Origin of the sequence: Qingshengfaniella alkalisoli, assembly GCF_007855645.1 — a bacterium.
Classification (GTDB): Bacteria; Pseudomonadota; Alphaproteobacteria; order Rhodobacterales; family Rhodobacteraceae; genus Qingshengfaniella; species Qingshengfaniella alkalisoli.
Map to the genome: position 1 here is coordinate 501,927 of NZ_CP042261.1, position 21,237 is coordinate 523,163.

At 58.2% G+C, this 21,237-nt stretch carries 20 protein-coding genes and 1 other RNA gene; 12 read left to right on the top strand and 9 right to left on the bottom strand.

Annotated features, from left to right (window positions below; genetic code table 11):
* Positions 1–122: 122 nt before the first annotated feature.
* Positions 123–221, bottom strand: an RNA gene (ffs, locus tag FPZ52_RS02645) — signal recognition particle sRNA small type.
* Positions 222–266: 45 nt separating this feature from the next.
* Positions 267–2,024: a 5'-nucleotidase C-terminal domain-containing protein gene (locus FPZ52_RS02650; protein WP_146363432.1), complete on the bottom strand. Its 1,758-nt coding sequence runs from the start codon at positions 2,022–2,024 to the stop codon at positions 267–269.
* A gap of 188 nt (positions 2,025–2,212) precedes the next feature.
* On the opposite strand from FPZ52_RS02650, the gene nudC reads away from it, so the two are divergent.
* Positions 2,213–3,091: an NAD(+) diphosphatase gene (gene nudC / locus FPZ52_RS02655; protein ID WP_146363434.1), complete on the top strand. Its 879-nt coding sequence runs from the start codon at positions 2,213–2,215 to the stop codon at positions 3,089–3,091.
* Positions 3,088–3,537 carry an SRPBCC family protein gene (locus tag FPZ52_RS02660; protein ID WP_168201249.1) on the top strand — a complete coding sequence of 150 codons (450 nt, stop codon included), beginning with the start codon at positions 3,088–3,090 and terminating at the stop codon, positions 3,535–3,537. The genes nudC and FPZ52_RS02660 overlap by 4 nt, the downstream gene beginning before the upstream one ends.
* Here FPZ52_RS02660 and FPZ52_RS02665 read toward each other — a convergent pair whose 3' ends face one another.
* Positions 3,538–4,368: a prephenate dehydratase gene (locus tag FPZ52_RS02665; protein ID WP_146363438.1), complete on the bottom strand. Its 831-nt coding sequence runs from the start codon at positions 4,366–4,368 to the stop codon at positions 3,538–3,540.
* 142 nt (positions 4,369–4,510) lie between these two features.
* On the opposite strand from FPZ52_RS02665, the gene FPZ52_RS02670 reads away from it, so the two are divergent.
* From FPZ52_RS02670 to FPZ52_RS02690, 5 genes are all read left to right on the top strand, one after another.
* Positions 4,511–5,029 (top strand): c-type cytochrome, encoded by a 519-nt coding sequence (locus FPZ52_RS02670; RefSeq protein WP_146363440.1) that lies wholly within the window; start codon positions 4,511–4,513, stop codon positions 5,027–5,029.
* 240 nt (positions 5,030–5,269) lie between these two features.
* Complete coding sequence (locus FPZ52_RS02675; protein WP_168201250.1) at positions 5,270–7,114, top strand: extracellular solute-binding protein; 1,845 nt, start codon at positions 5,270–5,272, stop codon at positions 7,112–7,114.
* A 3-nt stretch (positions 7,115–7,117) separates the two neighbouring features.
* Positions 7,118–8,203 (top strand): microcin C ABC transporter permease YejB, encoded by a 1,086-nt coding sequence (locus FPZ52_RS02680; RefSeq protein WP_146363444.1) that lies wholly within the window; start codon positions 7,118–7,120, stop codon positions 8,201–8,203.
* A gap of 1 nt (position 8,204) precedes the next feature.
* Positions 8,205–9,356, top strand: coding sequence for an ABC transporter permease (locus FPZ52_RS02685; protein WP_146363446.1), 1,152 nt, complete (start codon positions 8,205–8,207; stop codon positions 9,354–9,356).
* Positions 9,353–10,957 (top strand): ABC transporter ATP-binding protein, encoded by a 1,605-nt coding sequence (locus FPZ52_RS02690; RefSeq protein ID WP_146363448.1) that lies wholly within the window; start codon positions 9,353–9,355, stop codon positions 10,955–10,957. Before FPZ52_RS02685 ends, FPZ52_RS02690 begins: the two co-directional genes overlap by 4 nt.
* On the opposite strand, the gene FPZ52_RS02695 is transcribed toward FPZ52_RS02690, so the two are convergent.
* The 4 genes from FPZ52_RS02695 to FPZ52_RS02710 all read right to left on the bottom strand — a co-directional run bounded on the left by FPZ52_RS02695 (position 10,954) and on the right by FPZ52_RS02710 (position 14,996).
* Positions 10,954–11,793 (bottom strand): universal stress protein, encoded by an 840-nt coding sequence (locus tag FPZ52_RS02695; protein ID WP_146363450.1) that lies wholly within the window; start codon positions 11,791–11,793, stop codon positions 10,954–10,956. The genes FPZ52_RS02690 and FPZ52_RS02695 overlap by 4 nt on opposite strands.
* 83 nt (positions 11,794–11,876) lie before the next feature.
* Positions 11,877–12,569, bottom strand: a complete 693-nt coding sequence (locus FPZ52_RS02700) for a fumarylacetoacetate hydrolase family protein (RefSeq protein ID WP_146363452.1) — start codon at positions 12,567–12,569, stop codon at positions 11,877–11,879.
* A 12-nt stretch (positions 12,570–12,581) separates the two neighbouring features.
* On the bottom strand, positions 12,582–14,114 hold the full coding sequence (locus tag FPZ52_RS02705) for a D-alanyl-D-alanine carboxypeptidase family protein (RefSeq protein WP_146363454.1): 1,533 nt from the start codon (positions 14,112–14,114) through the stop codon (positions 12,582–12,584).
* Positions 14,115–14,285: 171 nt separating this feature from the next.
* Positions 14,286–14,996: an HAD family hydrolase gene (locus FPZ52_RS02710; protein ID WP_146363456.1), complete on the bottom strand. Its 711-nt coding sequence runs from the start codon at positions 14,994–14,996 to the stop codon at positions 14,286–14,288.
* Between the two features lie 134 nt (positions 14,997–15,130).
* Here FPZ52_RS02710 and clpS point away from each other — a divergent pair, with 134 nt between their 5' ends.
* Genes clpS through FPZ52_RS02725 form a run of 3 tightly spaced genes read left to right on the top strand, consistent with a single transcriptional unit; the run spans position 15,131 to position 17,305 of the window.
* Positions 15,131–15,451 (top strand): ATP-dependent Clp protease adapter ClpS, encoded by a 321-nt coding sequence (gene clpS, locus FPZ52_RS02715; protein ID WP_146363458.1) that lies wholly within the window; start codon positions 15,131–15,133, stop codon positions 15,449–15,451.
* Between the two features lie 18 nt (positions 15,452–15,469).
* Positions 15,470–16,462 carry a class I SAM-dependent methyltransferase gene (locus tag FPZ52_RS02720; RefSeq protein ID WP_146363460.1) on the top strand — a complete coding sequence of 331 codons (993 nt, stop codon included), beginning with the start codon at positions 15,470–15,472 and terminating at the stop codon, positions 16,460–16,462.
* A gap of 36 nt (positions 16,463–16,498) precedes the next feature.
* Positions 16,499–17,305, top strand: coding sequence for an SDR family NAD(P)-dependent oxidoreductase (locus FPZ52_RS02725; protein WP_146363462.1), 807 nt, complete (start codon positions 16,499–16,501; stop codon positions 17,303–17,305).
* On the opposite strand, the gene FPZ52_RS02730 is transcribed toward FPZ52_RS02725, so the two are convergent.
* Positions 17,306–17,683, bottom strand: coding sequence for a hypothetical protein (locus tag FPZ52_RS02730; protein ID WP_146363464.1), 378 nt, complete (start codon positions 17,681–17,683; stop codon positions 17,306–17,308).
* A 95-nt stretch (positions 17,684–17,778) separates the two neighbouring features.
* On the opposite strand from FPZ52_RS02730, the gene hemF reads away from it, so the two are divergent.
* The gene (hemF, locus tag FPZ52_RS02735; protein WP_146363466.1) at positions 17,779–18,672 is read left to right on the top strand and encodes an oxygen-dependent coproporphyrinogen oxidase; all 894 of its coding nucleotides are present in this window, start codon (positions 17,779–17,781) and stop codon (positions 18,670–18,672) included.
* Between the two features lie 436 nt (positions 18,673–19,108).
* Here hemF and hemE read toward each other — a convergent pair whose 3' ends face one another.
* A complete protein-coding gene (gene hemE, locus FPZ52_RS02740; protein WP_146363468.1) occupies positions 19,109–20,146 on the bottom strand; it encodes a uroporphyrinogen decarboxylase in 1,038 nt (345 codons plus the stop codon).
* Positions 20,147–20,226: 80 nt separating this feature from the next.
* Here hemE and hemC point away from each other — a divergent pair, with 80 nt between their 5' ends.
* The gene (hemC, locus tag FPZ52_RS02745) at positions 20,227–21,180 is read left to right on the top strand and encodes a hydroxymethylbilane synthase (RefSeq protein ID WP_146363470.1); all 954 of its coding nucleotides are present in this window, start codon (positions 20,227–20,229) and stop codon (positions 21,178–21,180) included.
* The last annotated feature ends 57 nt before the right edge of the window (positions 21,181–21,237 follow it).

The following is a 21,237-nucleotide window of genomic DNA, read 5'->3' on the forward strand; positions in this document are numbered from 1 at the left end:
GCTTGCCCGTTCACCACGAACCCCCGGGCAGATGCGCGGGGGTTTTGTGTATTGGGAGCATGCTTGCCGCGTGTTTGCGGATTTGGCCCACGAACACATTCAATAGCATCAATATATGGAGAAGGTGAGAGGCTGGACAACGACCCAAGCGGGACTCGTTACGGCTGCTTCCTTCCGGACCTGACCGGGTTGGCGAGGCGCTCGCCCGCGCCAACCTCTCAAGGCCCATATAGGAAAACTGCAGGGCACATGCAAGCTGACTAGGTTTATAGATGTAGCCGTAGGTCGATCAGATTTCCGGGACGTTCGCCCAAGGGTTCCAGCGCGGGGTGTTTCAATTGTGTCAGATGGTGTCCTGCGCCGACCTCACAGGTCACCTTGGCCGTGGTCCCGTGCATTGGCTTGAACGACCAGGTGGCCAATGTCGGCGGATCGATCTTGGGGTTGAGCAGGATATAGTCACGAAGCACGTCACGCGTTGTTCTAGAGCTGGTCCAGACAGGGACCGCGTCTCGCAACACGCTGAACCCGCTTCCTCCGCCGGCGCGATGGTTGGTCGTGATGACATGAAAACGATCAAGGGTCTGCACATCGCGCCCGGCCAACTGCAAGCGATCTATAGCGGGCACGGGTTGGGACAGGTCGAAGCGATAGGTCAGTCCAAACAGAACATCGAAGTTGTAGGCGGGTTCGACCGGATTGAGCAGCGGTGCATCTTGGGCGCTTGAGGGGACATGCTGGAACGCGCGCGCGACGCGATTCAACCAATCACGAATGTGTTGGCCAGTCAGTTCGAGCACGCACAACGTGTTCGGGTAAGGCAGCAGGTCGATCAAATGGCGGTGGCGAACGGTTCCAATGGGAATGTCTGTGACATGGCCGCCGTTCGGCACTGCGCGCGCCTGGTGGGGGGCGACTGCGCAAAGTAGCGGGATATCTGGTTCCAGCACCTGGGTTGCATGACAGCGTACAAAGCCAAATTGCGAGTCGGCGATCAAGCGCAAGGCTGGCGCATCCTGAATTCGCGCAAAATGGAGATGCAGTGCGGTTTCGGTGATGCCAAGCGGCTCTTCTATGTAGGCTCTCGCGGCATGATGGGCACCCCTGGTGGCACGTAGCACGTAGCGGTTCGGCCGGCTGCGCGGTGGTATCGGCCTGCGCTGGCTCGTGTGCCCGGCTACTTTCCATCCGGCGTTTGAGTGCACCAACTGCAGATCGATTACCCCTATTTCTCGACCATGTGCAGCAGGCATGATCGTGGGAATACCGTGAAGCGTGCCGTCGGCGTGATTGATAGTGGAGTCATCGCTGGTTTGATTTTCTTGCGGAAACAGTGAATGGGTGTGTCCGGCGATGATGGCATCAACGCCATGCATCGTGGCGAGTTGCAGCGCACTGTTGTTGGCCGAGCGACCCAGCGGTCCAGGTTCGATTCCGGCGTGGCAAAGAGCCACGACGATATCCGCACCTTCTGCTCGAAGCAGCCTGACATTTGACGTGATCGCATCGCTTATGTCGCTGGAAGTTACTTTGCCCTGCAGGTGCAAACGATCCCAATCCATGATCTCGGGAGGGGTGCCACCCACGACGCCGATACGAATGGGCCGCTCTCGACCGTCACCACACGGCAGATCGCGATCGAGAATAGTGTAGGGTCGAAAGTAGTTCTGGCCAGTGCCGACTGTTGTCACATTTGCACAGACGAGCGGGAAGTGCGCCTGCTTGATGGCGCGATCCAGAAGAGGCAACCCATAGTTGAAATCATGGTTCCCAACAGTGCCCGCATCGTAGCCGATCGCATTCATCGCTGCGATAACGGGGTGCATTGTGCCGGCCTCGGCGGCGGCGTCTGCCAACACCGTGCCTTGTAGAAAATCCCCGTTATCGAGCAAAAGCGAATTTGTCGCCTCGCGCTTCAGGTGATCGATGAGGGTCGCGAGATGCGCGAGTCCTTGTCGGTGCAAGCTTCGTCCGGTTTCATAGTCGAATGGCCACACCTGTGCATGCAGGTCGGTTGTAGCCAAGAGTCGCAGCGTTGCGCTTGCGTCGGCCTGTGGCAAAATTCTCGTTCTCTCCGTGTTGCGCCATTAACCTCTGCGGATATAGGCATAATATCAAAGGATATTCTACCATAAGTTGTGGCGGTCTCGATTTGCTTCTTCCCACTGGCTATGCCAATCACTGGGCAGCAGGTAGATCGGCGGAGGGCTGGATGGATAAGGTGACGTTTGCGCGTGCAGGGTTCGACTGTGCGGCTCATCTGCGTGCCAAACCGCCTGTGCTTGCAGATCTTTGGCATGCTGCAGACGCAAAGGTTCTGCCCCTGTCCGGCGGATTGTTGCCATGCGACGATACGGCAGGGTTGCGCTGGTCGCCTAGCACGGATCACGTGGACAGATTCGATGCAGCGCTGTTCCTCGGCATATCGGACGCTGGCCCGCGATTTGCGCTGGAGGTTGATGACCCCGCCTGTGCGGCGGATTTGCGCGATGTCATGGCGCGGCTTTCGCCTTCGGACGCCTCTTTGGCCGCGACGGCGCGTTCTTTGTTCGAGTGGCATCGCAGGCACGGGTTTTGCGCCAATTGCGGCGTGCGTAGTGATATTGCGAATGGCGGATGGACACGCATTTGTCCGACATGCGGGGCCGAACATTATCCGCGTACCGACCCGGTGGTCATCATGTTGGTGACCCATGGCAATTCGGTGCTGGTCGGACGGTCTCCCGGATGGCCGGACGGAATGTATTCTTTGCTTGCGGGGTTCGTGGAACCTGGCGAGACGGTCGAAGACGCCGTAAGGCGCGAGGTATTCGAGGAAAGCGGCGTGCGCGTCGGGCCGGTGAAGTATCTTGTCAGTCAACCATGGCCTTTCCCTTCTTCGCTCATGCTGGGTTGCGCGGCTGTGGCCGAAAGCACAGGGATTACCCTGGATCCCGTGGAACTAGAGGACGCATGCTGGATCACGCGCGAGGACATGATGAGTATCGTCCACGGAGGGCATGCTACGATGCGGTTGGGTCGGAAAGGGGCTGTTGCGCGCTATATCGTCGAAAAGTGGCTCGCGGATGAATTGGAAGGCATTCCGACGTGAAATTGACCGCTTCTGCCGAGATTGATGCCTCCGCTGAGATCGCTTTCGCTCGTATGTCGGATTTCGACGGCTTCCTTGGTGTCCTTACTGACCAGGGCACTTTCCTTCAGCGTCGCAACGCACCAGACCCGATCACGGTCGGAACGACGTGGTCAGGACAGCTCGATATCCGTGGGGCGGTGCGTGACATTGACGTCGAGTTGACGGGACTGGAGCGACCGCGCTTCTATGAACTGGCCGCGCATGGTGGCGGGCTTCAGGCGACGATGCGTGTCGATGTGATCGCCGAGGGTGCCGACGCAAGTCGGGCGCTCGTAGCCATTGATTTGACGCCTGTTTCGCTGGCGGGTCGCATAGTTTTGCAATCAGTAAAGGTGATGCACCGCAAGCTTGAAAAACGCCTGCGCAGCCGTTTGCGGCGATTTGCGCGATACATCACTGAATGATTACTCGTGGCGTCGCGGATCGGCGGGATAGGTGCCGAGAACCGTCAGGCTCGAGGTAAAATATTCGAGTTCTTCCAGTGCTCGCCCGACGTGCGGATCTTCCGGATGCCCTTCAATATCCGCGTAGAATTGTGTTGCGGTGAACGAGCCGTCGACCATGTAGCTTTCAAGCTTGGTCATGTTCACGCCGTTCGTCGCAAACCCGCCCATGGCCTTGTAAAGCGCGGCGGGAATGTTGCGTACCTGAAAGACGAAAGTGGTCATCATGTTGCCAGACCGGCGGGCCAGTTCGACTTTGGGTGACATCACCAGAAAGCGGGTCGTGTTGTGCCCGTGGTCCTCGATGTCGCGCGCGATAACCTCCAGCCCGTGGGTCTGGGCGGCAAGCTCGCTGGCCAATACAGCATAGCTATTGTCACCACTTCTCGCCAGATCGGCAGCGGCCCCGGCGCTGTCTGCTGCGCTTTCTGCGCGGATGCCGTGCTCCTTTAGGAATCGGCGTGCTTGCGGCAGCAGAACGAGATGCGCGCGAACGCGGTTAATGTCTTCAAGCCGCGTGCCAGGTAGGGCCATCAGGCAGATACGAACCCGTACGAAGAACTCGTCTATGATATGTAATCCGGATTCGGGCAGCAGACGGTGGATGTCGGCGACGCGTCCATAGGTGGAATTCTCGATGGGCAGCATTGCAAGATCGGCGCCACCGCCATGCACGGCGTCAATGACTTCCTCGAATGTGTCGCACGGAAGGGGATCGAAACCGGGCCGCGCATTCACGCATGCTTCGTGTGAATAAGAACCGAGCGCCCCCTGAAATGCGATGACCGGCATATGTCGTCTCCCGATTGGCGCGGATTTTCCGCAACTTTTTGCCCTTCACGATCAAAAGGGCGATTAGTCGCGCCTCTTACTCCTTGCAGGCAGCGAGTGGAACCCGCTACATAGCCCCCAACTTTGACTTAGGGACGACGCGATGTTTGACACCATGACGTTTACCAAGGTGCTTGGCGGTTTCTGCGGCGCGCTGCTCGTGTTTCTGCTGGGTGGCTGGTTGGCCGAGTCGCTGTACCATACCGGTGGCGGCCACGGCGAAGCACATGAACAGGCCTACTCGATTGATACGGGTGCCGAAGAAGCCAGTGGTGAGCCGGCCGAGGAAATCGACTTTGATGCATTGTTGGCAGAAGCCGATCCCGCGAAGGGTGAAAGCGTTTTTCGTAAATGCCAAGCCTGTCACAAGCTGGACGGCACCGACGGCACGGGGCCGCATCTGAATGGCGTGGTTGATCGTGCGAAGGCATATGTTGATGGGTTTGCCTACTCGGACGCCCTGATGGCAATGTCCGAGGAAAGCTGGACCCCCGAGAATCTCAGCCATTTCATCGAGAATCCCCGCGGTTACGCGCCGGGCACGAAGATGAGCTTCGCCGGGATCAAGAAACCGGAAGATCGTGCTGATCTGATCGCATATCTGCAAACGACCGGCGGCTGATTGCCCGGAACTTCGGCACAGTTTCAGGCCACCCCAGGCGGGTGGCCTTTTTCGTTTGTATCCCGCTCACGTCAGCTCACAGAACAGCAATCGCGGCTTGCAAGACCACAGGGTCAGCCGTTAGCTTCACTCCACCGATTTGAATGTTCCCGTGACATGCAGGAGTTGCAGATGCCGTCATCCCGCGCCGTGATCGATCATCCAGAAGGAGGCCGCTGGCGCCATCCTTGGAGACGACAATTGGCCGGAGTCCTCACCGCCGCAATCATGTTGATGCCGGTGAATGCGGCTGCGCAGGAAAACATCATCAAATCGCATGGCATCGCGACCTATGGAGATTTGAAATACCCGGCCGATTTCGAGCACCTTGATTACGTTAATCCCGATGCGCCGAAGGGTGGCGAGATATCGATCTGGGCGGACGGAACCTTTGATTCACTGAACCCCTACACGACCAAGGGCCGAGCAGGAGCGCTTGGAAACATCTTCTTCGAGTCGTTGCTCGAAGGAACGGCGGATGAGACGGGGTCGTATTATGGGCTGCTCGCCGAGTCGCTGGAATATCCCGAAAGCCAGGATTGGGTGATTTTCAACATCCGCCCCGAAGCGCGGTTTTCAGATGGAACACCCGTGACTGCGGAAGACGTGAAGTTCAGCCATGATCTGTTCATCGAGCAGGGGTTGCCGTCGTATCGCGAAGCCGTGAAGCAATTGGTGAAGGAAGCGGTCGTTTTGGACGAACGCCGCGTGCAGTTCATCTTTCAGGATGATGTCCCGCGCAAGAACCTAATCTTGCAGGTTGGCGGAACGCCTGTGTTTTCAAAGAAGTGGTTCGAGGAAACAGGATCCAAGCTGGATGAAACGCGGCTGGAGCCAGCTGTCGGTTCTTCGCCGTACCTGCTTGAGTCCGTCGATGTAAATCGCCGCATCGTCTACAAGCGAAACCCGGATTACTGGGGCTGGGACCTTCCGATCAATCAGGGACGCCACAATTACGACCGCATTCGTGTCGAGTATTTCGCCGACAGCAATGCCGCATTCGAGGCCTTCAAGCGGGGCGAATATACCTTCCGTATCGAGTCGGAGGCCGAGGCCAACACCTGGACCCAAAGCTACAATTTTTCCGCCGTGCGCCAGAGGCATGTGATCAAGGAAGAATTGCCCGACGGTAACATCCCCGCCGCGCTTGGCTTTGTTTTCAACATGCGCCGCGATGTGTTCAAGGACCCGAAGGTTCGCGAGGCCCTGGGGCTGATGTACAACTTCGAATGGTCCAACAAGACTCTGTTCCAAGGGCTCTACGCCCGGCAGGACAGCTTTTGGGAAGGCAGCCAGTTGGAAGCGAAAGGGCCGCCAACAGAGGGTGAACTGGAATTGCTGGAGCCACTCGCCGCCGATCTTCCCGATGGTATTTTGACCGAAGATGCCGTGACTTTCCCTGAAAATGATCCGGGTGTGGCCTTGCCGTCGCGCCGTGTGATGCGTCAGGCGCTGGGGCTTCTTGCTGATGCAGGCTGGGAAGCCGGGCAGGACGGCAAGCTGCGCAATGCGGAGGGCGAGACGCTGCAATTCGAGATCATGGGCCGCAATCCGCTGCTGGATCGCGTCGTTAATCCATATGTCGAGAACCTCAAACAGCTTGGCGTCGATGTGACCTATAATCGTATCGATCCATCGCAATATACTTTCCGCCGTCGAGCCTTCGACTTCGACATGGTGATCTATCCCTATACGATGGGGCCGGAGCCAGGCATCGGGTTGGGACAGCCTTTCGGATCAGAAGACGCCGATCATTCGGTGTTCAATCCCGCAGGTGTTGCCAATCCGGCGATCGATACGCTGATCGAAACCATCGTCGATGCCCAAACACGCGAAGATCTTGTCCCTTCCGTTCGGGCACTTGATCGGTCGCTGCGTGCCATGCATTTCTGGGTGCCCATGTGGTACAAGGACAAGTACTGGGTCGCCTATTTCGACATGTATGAGCATCCCGAGACCCTTCCGAAATACGCTCTGGGCTATCTCGACTTCTGGTGGTGGAACGAGGAAAAGGCCCGGAAGCTTAGGGACGAAGGGGCGCTATAAGGCATGGGAGCCTATATTCTACGGCGGCTGGCCCTGATCATTCCTACCTTGATCGGGATCATGCTGATCAACTTCACGCTGGTCCAATTCGTGCCGGGTGGTCCCATCGAACAGGTCATTGCCCGTATTGAAGGGCAGGGAGATGTGTTCCAGGGGATATCCGGCGCTGGTGCGGAGCGCGTTGAAAACATCGGCGGCGGTAGTGAAAAGTACATGGGGGCACGTGGTCTGCCGCCGGAATTTATCGAGGAACTTGAACGCGAATTCGGGTTCGACAAGCCGCCGGTGCAACGTTTCCTGTCGATGCTGTGGAACTACGCGCGCTTCGATTTCGGCGAAAGCTATTTCCGGTCCATATCCGTTGTCGATCTGGTGCTGGAGAAGATGCCAGTGTCGATCAGTCTCGGGCTATGGTCGACGCTGATCGCCTATCTGGTGTCCATCCCGTTAGGCATCCGCAAGGCGGTGAAAGACGGCAGCAAATTCGACACTTGGACGTCGGGCATGATCATCGTCGGCTACGCCATTCCCGGGTTCCTGTTTGCCATTCTGCTGCTGGTGCTTTTCGCGGGCGGGTCATATTTTCAGTGGTTCCCGCTTCGAGGCCTGACGTCAGACAATTTCGACCAGCTCTCTCCTTTGGGCAAAGTGGCGGATTACTTCTGGCATATCGCGCTGCCCGTGCTGGCATCAACTATTTCGGCCTTTGCGACGCTGACCCTTCTGACCAAGAACAGCTTTCTGGACGAGATCAAGAAACAGTACGTCATGACAGCGCGCGCGAAGGGTCTGACCGAGCGCAAGGTGCTCTATGGCCATGTCTTCCGCAACGCCATGTTGATCGTGATCGCGGGCTTCCCGGCAGTGTTCGTCAGCGTGTTCTTTGGTGGATCGCTGATAATCGAAACGATCTTCTCGCTCGACGGGCTGGGTCGGCTGGGCTTCGAGGCTGCAGTTAGTCGTGACTATCCGGTTATTTTCGGCACGCTCTATGTATTTGGCTTGATTGGTTTGGTCATGGGGCTGATTTCTGACCTGATGTATGTGTGGATTGATCCGCGCATCGATTTCGAGACGCGGGAGACCTGATATGACCGTCTCTGACGCCAGTTTGGCCCCGTCGCCCGTTCGCAAGGCGCGACTGTCACCGCTCAACCAACGGCGCTGGCGCAATTTCCGTGCCAACGGTCGCGCTTATTGGTCGCTGATCGTCTTCGCGATCCTGTTTGTTGTGACGCTGTTTGCGGAGTTCATAGCCAATGACAAACCGCTTCTGGTCAGCTACCAGGGAGACCTGCGCGCGCCCATCTTCAACTTTTATGCCGAGACCGACTTCGGCGGCGATTTCCGGACCGAGGCCGCCTATAGCGACATCGAGGTCCAGTGTCTGATCATTTCGGGCGGGTTGGAAAGCTGTTTCGACGATCCCGAAGGTGTTATCGCACAGGCCGAAACGGGCGTCGTGGATGGGCAGGACATCCAGAAAGGGTGGCTGCTCTGGCCACTGGTTCCTTACAGCTATGACACGATCAACGACATTGACGGCACTGCACCGTCCGCGCCGGACGCGAAGCACTGGCTGGGCACCGACGATACGGCGCGTGATGTGCTGGCGCGGGTGATTTATGGCTTCCGGCTGTCGGTATTGTTTGCCCTTGTGGTGACCGCGTTGACATCGGTGATCGGTATTACTGCGGGGGCAGTGCAGGGCTATTTTGGCGGCTGGGTCGATCTGACATTCCAGCGGATTATCGAGCTGTGGGGCGCCACGCCGAGCCTTTACATCATCATTATCATCGCGGCGGTGTTCCAGATGAATTTCTGGCTGCTGGTCTTCCTGATGACACTGTTCGGCTGGACAGCGCTGGTGGGTGTTGTCCGCGCCGAATTCCTGCGCGCGCGCAATTTCGAGTATGTCCGCGCAGCTCGGGCCTTGGGCGTGTCCAACCTCACCATCATGCGCCGGCATGTGCTGCCCAATGCGATGGTCGCCACCCTGACGATGCTGCCGTTTGTCATTACCGGAACGCTCGGTTCACTGGCCGCGCTGGACTTTCTGGGCTTCGGTCTGCCGTCATCGGCGCCTTCTCTTGGCGAGATGACCTTGCAGGCCAAGCAGAACCTTCAGGCGCCGTGGCTCGGCTTCACGGCCTTCTTTACCTTCGCCATCATGCTGTCGCTGCTTGTCTTCATCTTTGAGGGCGTGCGTGATGCCTTCGATCCCCGAAAGACGTTTTCATGAGTTCAGTTCTGACGGTCGAAAACCTGTCGGTCTCTTTCACCCAGGACGGCAAGGAAATCCCTGCGGTCAAAGGCGTCTCCTTCGAGGTGGGCAAGGGTGAAACGGTCGCCTTGGTGGGAGAGAGTGGTTCGGGAAAATCAGTAACCGCCCTGTCCACCGTGGCACTGTTGCCCGAAAGCGCGAAGCTCGCCGGTTCGGTCCGCTACGAAGGGCGCGAGATGGTCGGCGCCGATCAACAGACATTGCTCGATATTCGAGGCAATGACATCAGCTTCATCTTTCAAGAGCCGATGACCTCGCTGAACCCGCTGCACACGATCGAGAAGCAGGTCAGCGAAAGCCTTGCCCTGCATCAGGGCTTGACCGGTGATGCGGCGCACAAGCGCATTCTCGAGCTTCTGGACCGAGTGGGCATCCGCGACGCCGAAAGTCGTCTGAAGGCTTATCCACACCAGCTCTCCGGTGGTCAGCGGCAGCGCGTGATGATCGCCATGGCGCTCGCCAATGGCCCCGACCTCCTGATCGCCGACGAGCCGACCACGGCGCTCGATGTAACCATTCAGGCCCAGATCCTGGAACTGCTTGCTGAGCTCAAGGAGGCAGAGGGGATGAGCATGCTGTTCATCACTCATGATCTGGGGATCGTACGGCGCTTTGCCGACCGTGTTTGCGTGATGAAGAATGGTGAAATCGTCGAGACAGGGGAAACCAACGCGATCTTCGACAACCCGCAACATGACTATACGAAACGCCTGCTGGCCGCCGAGCCGACCGGACGACCCGAACCTGTACAGCAGGACGCCAATGAAATCGCGTCCTGTGACGGGCTTCGGGTTTGGTTTCCGATTACCAAGGGGTTCTTGCGCAGGACGGTCGACCACGTGCGCGCGGTGAACGACGCGACGCTTGCCGTGCGGCAGGGTGAAACCGTCGGGATCGTCGGGGAAAGCGGATCGGGGAAGACCACATTAGCGCTGGCGCTGATGCGGCTCGTGTCGTCTGATGGACCCATAGTGTTCATGGGGCGCAACATCCAGGGATTGAAGTCACGGCAGTTGCGCGGGATCCGGCGTGACATGCAGATCGTGTTTCAAGACCCGTTCGGATCGCTCAGTCCGCGTATGACGGTTGGCGAGATCATCGCAGAAGGTTTGGGCGTTCACGGGACCAATTCCGGTGAAAGCAAGGATGCGCTGGTGGCGGAAATCCTGGCCGAAGTCGGTTTGGACCCGTCCATGTCCCACCGTTACCCGCATGAGTTTTCCGGCGGTCAGCGGCAGCGGATCGCGATCGCTCGGGCAATGATCTTGCGCCCGAAACTCGTGGTGCTGGATGAGCCGACTTCCGCGCTCGATATGACAGTTCAGGTGCAGATCGTAGAGCTGCTGCGACGCTTGCAGAGAAAACACGGGCTCGCCTATCTGTTCATTAGTCATGATCTGCGGGTGGTCCGGGCGCTCAGCCACAAGGTCATCGTGATGAAGCAGGGCGATATCGTGGAGGCGGGTGAGGGCGAACAGGTCTTTCGCGATCCACAGTCGGACTATACGAAGAAGCTGCTCGCCGCCGCGTTCAACCTTAGCGCCGAAGTCTCTGCTTAATGCGCCATCAGGACCGGCACGGTGGTCGAGGTCAGAAGATCGCGGGTCGCACCACCTAGGATCGCTTGCCGGAATCGTGAGTGCCCGTAAGCGCCCGCAACCAGAAGCGTGGCATTGGTGTCATTCACATGTTGCATCAGGACATCGGCGACACGCGGCGTGGTCTTCGGTAGCAGCGCGATCTCGGCCTTGACCCCGTGACGATCCAACATGGTGGACAGGGCGTGGCCCGGTCCTGTCTGTTCCGGTGCGTGCTTGGGTGGGTCAATGATCGCGATGCTGGTGCGCTCCGTAGCCTTTAGGGCGGGCAGGGCGGCGCGGACGGCATTCAGCGCTTCGGCACCTTCATTCCAGCCGATCACCGCGCGTTTGCCGAAATCCTCTGGAATGCCATCATCAGGAAGAACCAGAACAGGCGCGTTTCCTGAAAATAGCGCCGCTTCCAGAATCGGTTCGTGTTCCGGCGTCGCGGTGTCGCCATAGGGTTTGGGCAATACCACCAAATCAGCATAGCGCGCATATTGCGCGACCAGATCGTTCAACGCACCATACTGCGCGACGATCCCATGGGTGGACCAACGGATCGTGCTGCCGGCCAGAAGCTTCTTGGCTTGCGCCTCGACCTCTTTGGCGCGCCCACGGGCTTGTTCGATGGAGTTTTGCTGAACGATCGCATCCGCGCCAGCAAAGTAGTAGCCAATCTGCACGATGTCGATGCCGAGGCAGAGTACCTCGAGATGAGCGTCGAGCGACGCGGCCAACTTGCTCGCTGCTGCGATGCGCCGTTCACCTGTTTCGGGAGAGTTGAGGATTGTAAGCAGCGTTTTGTAGGCCATGATCATCCTTCCCTGTATTTATATCAAACATACGGCGACGCGAGGCATTTCCAAAGAAAAAACGAGTTCTTAGACTAAATGTCTCAGGGGATGAAGCGGATGCTGACTTTTGGCAGACCGGCGATCTCGACGGTGCAGCTTTGACCGGGCCGGATGGAGCCAACCCCTGCCGGTGTGCCCGTGTAGATCAGATCGCCCGGTGCCAGTTCAACCAGCGCCGACAGTTCAGATATCAGTTCGGGTATCGACCAGACCATGTCCGAAATGTTTCCGTCTTGCCGCAGCTTTCCGTCTACTTTTGTTCTAATGGGGCCATCAGACAGCAGTCCCGTTTGAGCGATTGGGCAAAGCTCGCCGCATACCGCAGAGTTGTCGAAACCCTTCGCCATATCCCATGGACGGGACAGGGATTTCGCGGTGGCTTGCAGGTCGCGGCGCGTCAGGTCGTTCCCGGCGGCGAAGCCCCAAATATGGCCAGGTGCATCTTCTACCGCGATCCGGGTGCCCGGCTTTCCGATCGCAACGACGAGTTCCGCTTCGAAGTGCAGGTCGTCGGTGGCAGGTGGGAAGGGCAGGCATGCGCCGCTTTCAACCAGCGCGTCCGCCGGCTTGGAGAAGAAAAAGGGCGGCTCGCGGTCCGGGTCATGCCCCATCTCTCTCGCGTGCTCGGCGTAGTTGCGCCCGACGCAAAAAATGCGCCTGACGGGGAAGCGAAGATGACTGCCGTAAACGGGAAGGCTAGGCCGGTCATGCGGCTCGAAAACATACTCGGTCATATGCTGGGCGCTTCAGGGGCCGAAGGCAGAACAGGTCTGCTCACGGGCAGATAGTCTTTGACAGGCCAAGGATGCCGTGTGCTCATCCAGCCCCACGAAGTTTGCTTCATAACCAGTCTTGCCTTTGACGACCTTGCGCAGCGCACTGTCCAGCGTTTCGATCTCGACCAAGGCAGTTTTCAATAATACACGTTCGGCTTCGTATTGGCTGTTATAGGTGCCGACATTGATACCCCAATGCCGCCCGCCAGAGGTTGATACGCGCGGAACCATGACTTCCGTAACTGGGGCAGGGGAAGCTTCGGCGGTCTGAACATCTGCAGAAGAGAAACGGATTTCTGTCGGCCGGGGCAGGGGTTGCGGCGACACCGTCGCGGCAACGGCGGAGGTTGCAACCGGCGCGCGCGCGGGGATGGCATCGACATCTGCGGTGGAGGCCTGCAATGCGGCTTGTTCGATTTCGTCCGGTCGCGGAACGGGGATCGTCATCTGCTCTGCCGTCACGGCTACTTCGGCGGCGGCGATATCCTTCACCACAGCGGCCGTTACGCCCTCTACAGCAGCGGCGCGGACGGTTTCTTCGACTGCGGCCTGCAATGCTGCCACTTGAGCCGGAGATTGCTGGACAGGGCGAGGCAATGGGCGCGCGCTGGTCTTGACCGCGGCGATTTGTACGACGGCGGCCTGACCATTGCCAAAATAGGCCGGTTTGCGCGGCTTGTTGACAGCGACGCGACGGGGTGCACGCGAGAAGCCCATATCCAACAACTCTGCCACGCGTTTGTTTCGCGCGGCGCTGGATGTGCCGCCGAACATGGTCGCGATGATACGCACATTGCCGCGCTCCGCGGATGCGACGAGGTTCGATCCCGCCGCGCTGGTGTAACCGGTTTTGATGCCGTCCGCGCCGCGGTAAGCGTCCAGGAGGCGGCGGTTTGTGTTGGCCACGGTCCGGATTCCTGCATCTGCGGAGCGGCGTGAGAACAGGTTATAATATTGCGGGTAATCATAGAAGATGTGACGGCCCAGCGTGGTCATGTCCCTCGCGGTAGACAAATGTCCGGCTGCCGTCAGGCCATGCGCATTCTTGAAGCTGGTGTTGGTCATCCCCAAAGAACGGGCGGTGCGCGTCATACGCTGGGCAAACGCGGTTTCACTTCCGGAGATCGCTTCGCCAATCGCGGTGGCTGCGTCATTGGCTGATTTGACCGCAGAGGCCCGGATCAGGTAGCGCAGGGCGATTTTTTGGCCGGCCTTGAGATACAGTTTGCTCGGGGGTTCTGCAGCAGCGTTCTTGGAAACCGTCACGATGGAATCCAGAGAAATCTCTCCATGTTCGATCGCCTGGAACGCGACATAGAGCGTCATCATCTTGGTCAGTGACGCCGGATGCAGCCGGGTGTCGGCATTCCGCGAATGTAGCACCTCGCCTGTTCGGGCGTCGACGACCATTGCGGCATACGGGGCTGCGTTCACAACGCCCGCCGAAACGATCAAGATAAACAGAAACGCCCGGCACAGGGCACGTTGCCAACGCCACTTCATGATGAACCTGCCTACGGTCTGCTCGTTGCCGATGTTTCGGTCAACTTCCTTGCCTATGAATTAATGTTACCACAGCGCACAAAAAAAAATACAGAGATTCGCAGAAAAGATTTTGGGCCTGTCTGACATGACCTTACGGGGCATATTTCGAGTGCTTTTCGTTGCGGCAGGCTATATCTGTGACCTGACTTGTTGCAAAATGACAGCAATCTGGGACAGATCTTCGATCTCTGCAAAGCGGATATGGCCCGTAGGTGGCTCTGCATGTTCAAGCGCCCAACTGTCCCCATGCGGCACGAACACTCCCCATCCGCCTGCCTCGATGGGCGGCAGAACATCAGATTTCATGGAGTTTCCGATCATCATCGCCCGCTCCGCGCCATCGCCGTGACGGGTGAAGATATCGTGATAGACTGCCGCCGTTTTGTTGCTGACGATTTCTACGGCATCGAACATATCACCAAGTCCGGAGGCGGCAAGCTTACGTTCCTGATCCAGCAGATCGCCCTTGGTAATCAAAACGACACGATGGTCTTCGGCCGCGACTTCAACAGCTGTGCGAGCGTGCGGCAGCAGCTCCACTGGGTGTTCCAGCATCTCGTGCCCCGCTTCAATGATCTGCCGCAGGATACGGGCCGGAACACGGTCGCTGGTCACATCCATTGCAGTTTCGATCATCGACAGAACGAATCCCTTGATCCCGAAGCCGTAGCGCCCGAGGTTGCGCCGCTCTGCATCGAGCAGGCGGTCATAGAGATGATTCGGCTCGGCATAGTCGCGCAGAATATCTAGAAAGCGCGCCTCGGTCAGCTTGAAGAACTGCTCATTATGCCAAAGCGTGTCATCGGCATCAAAGCCGATCGTGGTAATATGTTGCTTCATTCATTCATCGCCTCTGACACGGGTCGTATCGGAGACGCCCCTTTTCTATCAGCCTCGTCTCATTATATTAGTCGCGCGGAAGCAATCATATCCTGTAACCGGAGATACCTGTTTTGGCGCTTTATCCGCTGATCATGTCCGACGATCCTGACGACGCAGATGGCGATGCCGGTCTTGCTACCAAGACGCGTACGCGCACGCAGCGCCCGCCACTTTACAAGATTCTCATTTTGAACGACGACTATACCCCCATGGAATTTGTTGTTCATGTACTGGAGCGTTTCTTCGGTCTTTCGCATGCGCAGGCTTTCGAGTTGATGCTGACGGTGCACAAGAAGGGTCTTGCCGTTGTCGGTGTGTTTTCCTTCGAGATTGCAGAGACCAAGGTGGCCCAGGTGATGGATTTTGCGCGCCAGCATCAGCATCCGCTGCAATGCACCATGGAAAAGGAGTAGGCCGTTCGCGGCTACCTGATGTTCAATCGTCGTATGTCGCTGTTGCTGGAGGACGGCCGGATCGTACCGCCGCCTCATAGCCTCGTGGTCAATCCCGGCTCGGACACCGATCTTTCCCTGTTTCCTAAGGACGGATTGACCGCCGTTGAAGACACGCAGCCCGTATATGACCGTTTGGTGGCTGAGGGTGTTTCGGCAGTTCCCAGCTTTACCCAGCTCGAGGGCCGTTCAGCATTTGTTGCTCTGCGCCTGCCACGCTCGCGCGATGCCGCGCGCGTCGCTATTGCGAATGCGGTGGCCCTGGTTGAGCCGGGAGCGCTGGTCTTGATTGATGGGCAGAAAACTGACGGCGTCGATTCCATCTATAAGGAGATCCGCAAACGAGTGCCTGTTCTGGATACGCTGACCAAGGCGCATGGCCGCAGTTTCTGGTTCGAAGCGACTGACGCATTTGCAGATTGGGCGGAACACGGGCGCGAATGGACGAAGGTAGGCGGCTACGTGACGGCGCCAGGCGTCTTTTCGGCCGATGGTATCGACCCGGGATCGGATCTTCTGGCCGATGCTCTGCCGGACGATGTGTCGGGGTACGGTGCCGATCTGGGGGCTGGATGGGGCTATCTGTCAGCGAAATTATTGCGCTCTCGCGGTGTCGCAAAACTGGACTTGGTGGAAGCCAGCCATTTGGCGCTGTCGGCGGCTCGGTTGAATGTCACGGATGAACGCGCTGCATTCCATTGGGCGGATGCGACCTCATGGACAGCCTCCGGTCGGTTGGATTTTGTCGTGACCAACCCGCCATTCCACACCGGACGCAAAGCGGAGCCGGAGCTTGGCAAGGCATTCATCCGCAGCGCCGCCAAGCTGTTAAAACCTTCGGGACGGCTGTTTCTTGTGGCGAACCGGCACCTTCCCTACGAGGCGATTTTGAGTGAACGCTTCGGAAAGGTTGACGAAATCTCCGGGAATGGGTCATTCAAGGTCATCCGAGCGTCAAAACCGGGCGCATGAACCGAGCAAAGAGACCAGGACGAGGATCATGATTTCATGACATTTTCGGTCGAAGGTAAATCCGTGATCGTGACCGGAGCCGCCAACGGAATCGGCCTGGCCATTGGCCGGCACTTCGTGAATGCCGGTGCGAAAGTGATGTTCGCGGATATGGATGAAAATGGTCTTCGTGAAGAACTGGGCGAGTCGGGTGACGATGACAACGCGCGATGGTTTGCCGGGGATCTGCGAGAGCGGCTGACGCTGGCCAACCTGATGTCTGCCACGATTGATGCGTTTGACCGTGTCGATATCCTGGTGAATGCCAGTCGCCAGTTTGCCCGGTCCGACGAAGCCATGACCTCGGAAGAAGAGATCGACGAATGCTTGCAGCAGAACATGATGACGAGCCTTCGGCTGTCCAAGCTGGCGGCCAAACGAATGATTGCCCAGGCTGAGGACTCGGGCGGTGACGATAAGGCAGTTGGTTCGATCATCAACCTTTCGTCTATTGCGGCCCGCTGTACGCATCCGCAGCTTATGGCGTTTTCCGTGGCGACTGCTGCGCTGGACCAGATGACGCGGTCCTTGGCTGTCTCACTGGCATCCAACCGTATTCGGGTAAATGCCGTGGCATTTGGCTCCGTGATGTCGGCCAGCTTGCAAGCCGCTCTTCGCGAGCATAAAGATTTTCGCGACGATATCGTGGCCCATACACCTTTGTCGCGGATTGCGAACCCGTCAGAGGTCGCCGAGGTCGTGCATTTTCTGGCCTCGCCCGCCGCTGGTTTTATGACGGGTCAGATACTGACGGTGGATGGAGGCAGAACGCTTCTTGATCCGGTCGGCGCGCCTGCGCACTGATCAACTGGGATAGCGCGCCTGGCAGGATGCGATTCGTGGCGCGGCGGCATTCTGAAGTTCCGCCTGCTTGCGTTTCAACTCGGCCAGTTCTCGTTGTTTTTGCTCGGCATCAATTGGTACCGCACGGCGGATCGTATCGGTGCCCGTATCGCCACAAAAGCGGATCGTACCGGAATAGCCGGTGCAGTAGCCTACACCGATGGAAACCGGGTTCAACTCGGTCTCATAGGTGTAGCCGCGGGCAAGATCGCGTTCGGTTTCCTGGATTAACCGGTTGACCGTGCGCAGGTCATAGGTGCCTTGCCGTAGGCAACGGTCCTGCGGTGTGGCGCATGCGCCGAGAACCAGCAAAGAGATCGCGCATATGATTCTGACCATACTGCGACCCTATGCCCATCCGTATGGGGTGGCAATTCACAGCTGTGTTGGTCTATGCGCAGTGACGGATGTGACTGTGTGGGAAAGGATGCCTCATGCAACAGGAACTTGCCCCAGAAAGACAACGAGCGTCGGACTGGTTCCGAACCCTGCGCGACCAGATCGTGGCGGCGTTCGAGCACCTTGAGGACGGCCAGACCGATGGCCCATTGTCCGACCAACCGGCCGGCCGTTTCGAGGTGACGCGGACCAAGCGCGGCAGCGACAACGGCGAAGAAGCCGGTGGTGGTTTGATGTCGGTGATGCGCGGCGGGCGGGTTTTCGAAAAGGTTGGCGTCAATGTGTCCACGGTCTTTGGCGATTTATCCCCACAGGCGAGGGTCGCCATGGCCGCCCGACGGGATCTGCCGAACCTGGCGGATGACCCGCGTTTCTGGGCGTCGGGAATATCGCTGGTTGCGCATATGCAGAATCCGCATGTTCCGGCAGTGCATATGAATACGCGGATGTTCTGGACCCCGCATGGATGGTGGTTCGGGGGTGGTGCGGATCTGAATCCGTGCATCGAGTACAACGAGGACACAGCGTCGTTCCACGTGCAGATGCAGGCAGCTTGCGACTCTCATGATCCGAGCTACTACGACCGCTTCAAGGCGTGGGCGGACGAATACTTCTACATCAAGCACCGCAAGCGGGCGCGTGGTGTCGGTGGGATATTCTACGATGATTTGAACACGGGTGATTGGGCGGCAGATTTCGCATTCACAAAAGCGGTCGGCGAAGCATTTCTGCCAGCCTACTTGCCCTGCGTCGATCGGCGCCGTCTGACACCATGGGATGAAGCAGACAAGGACGCGCAGTTGGTCTATCGGGGCCTCTATGCGGAATATAATCTAGTCTATGACCGTGGCACGAAATTCGGACTGGAGACCAGCCATGACCCCGACGCCGTTCTAATGAGCCTCCCTCCGCTGGCAAAATGGCGTTGATAGATGCCGTTGTTTAGCGCCAAATCCTCAGGTGGGTGCGACAGATTTATTGCCGGTTAACTGTTCAATTCCACCGACCAGAACCGGGATGCTGTAGTTGGGTTTTGAAATGGTAGAAAACTCTGATGCTCTTTTGCTGGACAGGAATTGGCAGCACTTGGAAAGACCGGAATCCGTATCTCGGTCCGTTGTTGTAGTGAGGCCGTAGCGATTTTGTTCAAGGGCACTTCTGGTGAAATCGTGGTCTAGGACGGGCTGGCGCTCCTCGGGGCCATGGCGCGTGGCTTCTTCGAGGAAACACGTGTGACGACGAATCCTGCGGTCCCGCTCCGTCGCTACTGCTCTTGGGGCTTGTAGTATGGAGATTGCCGGAGGGTGCCGCTGCAAACAATGAAGCACAATCGGGATAGGGCGAACGATGATCGCCCTGTCCATATTAGCTGCCCCCGCGCAGCGTTTCGATCATCAGCGCGACATTGTCGGGATCGGCATCGGGCGTGATACCGTGACCCAAATTGAAGATGTGCGGTCCGGCGGAAAATGCTTCGCGGATCCGGTGCACTTCGTCTACGAGCGCCTGACCGCCCGTGACCATATGCTGCGGCGCGAGATTGCCCTGAACACAGCAGTCCTTTTGCACGTTCTCTGCCGCCCAAGCCGCATCCACGGAATTGTCGAGCGCGACACAATCGGCGCCCGTTGCTTTCGCAAAACCGACATAACGATCCCGCGCTTCGCGGGGAAATGCGATGACAGGTGTGTCGGGATGTTTGGCCTTCAATTCACGGATGATCCGTTTGGCGGGGGCGAGCGCGTAAAGATCAAAGTCGTCGCCCGTCAGTGATCCGGCCCAACTGTCGAACAGCTTGACGACCTCGGCCCCGGACTCGATCTGCGCGGAGAGATATTCGATTGTCGCGGCAGTAATGCGATCCATAAGCAGATCGAACAACGGACGGTTTTCTTCCTTAAGACGGTGCGCGGGGGCTTGATCCGGTGTGCCGCGACCGGCGATCATATAAGTGGCAACGGTCCAGGGCGCGCCGGCGAAGCCGATCAGGGCGGTCTCGTTCGGAAGTTCCCGCGACAGGATACGAATGGTTTCATAGACGGGCGAGAGATGTTCGTGGACGCTGTCCGAGGGTTTGAGAACATCGAAATCGGCTTGAGCGTCAATCGTGGACAGACGCGGGCCTTCACCCGTGACGAACCATAGATCCGCGCCCAATGCCTGCGGGATGAGCAAGATGTCCGCGAAAAGAATGGCGGCATCAAATCCGAAACGGCGAATGGGCTGAAGAGTGACTTCGGCTGCGAGTTCCGGGGTGTAGCATAGCGACAGAAAGTCGCCTGCCTTTGCGCGGGTGGCGCGGTATTCAGGCAAGTAGCGGCCCGCCTGACGCATCATCCAGATCGGGGGAACGTCCTGAACCTGACCTTGAAGGCTGGCGAGCAGTTTTTTGGTTTCGGCCATCTGCGTCCTCGTCTATTGCGGGGGCGTCCTCACCCCCTCGCGGGCGGCTTGTCAACTACCGCAAACGGAGCAGGAACACCATGCGACGCAGTATGCCAACACCTACGTCACCGCTGAAAATCGGCACACGGGGCTCTCCGCTGGCTGTTGCGCAGGCCGAAGAGACACGGGATCGGATCGCCGCTGCATTCGACCTGCCGTCCGAGGCGTTCGAAATCGTTGTCATCAAGACAACGGGTGACCGCGTGCTGGACCGGGCGTTGAAGGAAATCGGTGGCAAGGGACTGTTCACCAAGGAAATCGAAGAGGCACTGACCGCTGGCGAGATCGACATTGCGGTTCATTCGATGAAGGATATGCCGGTCCAGCAACCCGAAGGACTGCTGCTTGACTGCTACCTGCCACGCGAAGACGTGCGTGACGCCTTTATTTCGCTTGAATACAAGGGCATTTCAGATCTACCGCATGGTGTGACAGTCGGATCATCCAGCTTGCGCCGCCGCGCGCAGTTGGCATATCGGCGACCTGATCTGAACCTCGTGGAATTTCGTGGCAATGTTCAGACCCGTTTGAAGAAACTCCAGGACGGTATAGCGGTTGCGACGTTTCTGGCGGTGGCAGGGTTGAATCGGCTTGGTCGCGCTGATCTGGCTGCCAGCGCAATCGACACCGATGAGATGCTTCCTGCCGTGGCGCAGGGCGCGATCGGTGTTGAGCGCCGCGTGGACGACACCGTTGTCGCTGAGTTTCTGGCCGCGATCCACGATGATCAAACAGGACAGCGTTTGGCGGCGGAGCGGGCGTATCTGGCTGCGCTGGACGGATCCTGCGAAACCCCTATCGCCGGTCTCGCGGACCTGAACGGAGGCACGTTGATGCTGCGAGGAGAAATCCTGCGGCCGGACGGGAGCGAAGCCATCGCCGATCACCTTAGTGGCCCGATCGAAGATGGCGCACGAATTGGTGAAGAACTTGCGAAGATGCTGCTGTCACGTGCACCGGACGGGTTTCTGGATTGGTGCAGTAGCAGCTAGCCAGCGTCACATAAGTGCAATCAACGCGCTATAGTGGTGCCATGCCGAATGGCGGTT

Coding starts and splice junctions, on each gene's coding strand:
- nudC (WP_146363434.1), top strand. CDS start 2,213: ATGGATAAGGTGACGTTTGCGCGTGCAGGGTTCGACTGTGCGGCTCAT.
- FPZ52_RS02665 (WP_146363438.1), bottom strand. CDS start 4,368: ATGCCGGTCATCGCATTTCAGGGGGCGCTCGGTTCTTATTCACACGAA.
- FPZ52_RS02670 (WP_146363440.1), top strand. CDS start 4,511: ATGTTTGACACCATGACGTTTACCAAGGTGCTTGGCGGTTTCTGCGGC.
- FPZ52_RS02680 (WP_146363444.1), top strand. CDS start 7,118: ATGGGAGCCTATATTCTACGGCGGCTGGCCCTGATCATTCCTACCTTG.
- FPZ52_RS02685 (WP_146363446.1), top strand. CDS start 8,205: ATGACCGTCTCTGACGCCAGTTTGGCCCCGTCGCCCGTTCGCAAGGCG.
- FPZ52_RS02690 (WP_146363448.1), top strand. CDS start 9,353: ATGAGTTCAGTTCTGACGGTCGAAAACCTGTCGGTCTCTTTCACCCAG.
- FPZ52_RS02695 (WP_146363450.1), bottom strand. CDS start 11,793: ATGGCCTACAAAACGCTGCTTACAATCCTCAACTCTCCCGAAACAGGT.
- FPZ52_RS02700 (WP_146363452.1), bottom strand. CDS start 12,569: ATGACCGAGTATGTTTTCGAGCCGCATGACCGGCCTAGCCTTCCCGTT.
- FPZ52_RS02705 (WP_146363454.1), bottom strand. CDS start 14,114: ATGAAGTGGCGTTGGCAACGTGCCCTGTGCCGGGCGTTTCTGTTTATC.
- FPZ52_RS02710 (WP_146363456.1), bottom strand. CDS start 14,996: ATGAAGCAACATATTACCACGATCGGCTTTGATGCCGATGACACGCTT.
- clpS (WP_146363458.1), top strand. CDS start 15,131: ATGTCCGACGATCCTGACGACGCAGATGGCGATGCCGGTCTTGCTACC.
- FPZ52_RS02720 (WP_146363460.1), top strand. CDS start 15,470: ATGTTCAATCGTCGTATGTCGCTGTTGCTGGAGGACGGCCGGATCGTA.
- FPZ52_RS02725 (WP_146363462.1), top strand. CDS start 16,499: ATGACATTTTCGGTCGAAGGTAAATCCGTGATCGTGACCGGAGCCGCC.
- FPZ52_RS02730 (WP_146363464.1), bottom strand. CDS start 17,683: ATGGTCAGAATCATATGCGCGATCTCTTTGCTGGTTCTCGGCGCATGC.
- hemF (WP_146363466.1), top strand. CDS start 17,779: ATGCAACAGGAACTTGCCCCAGAAAGACAACGAGCGTCGGACTGGTTC.
- hemE (WP_146363468.1), bottom strand. CDS start 20,146: ATGGCCGAAACCAAAAAACTGCTCGCCAGCCTTCAAGGTCAGGTTCAG.
- hemC (WP_146363470.1), top strand. CDS start 20,227: ATGCGACGCAGTATGCCAACACCTACGTCACCGCTGAAAATCGGCACA.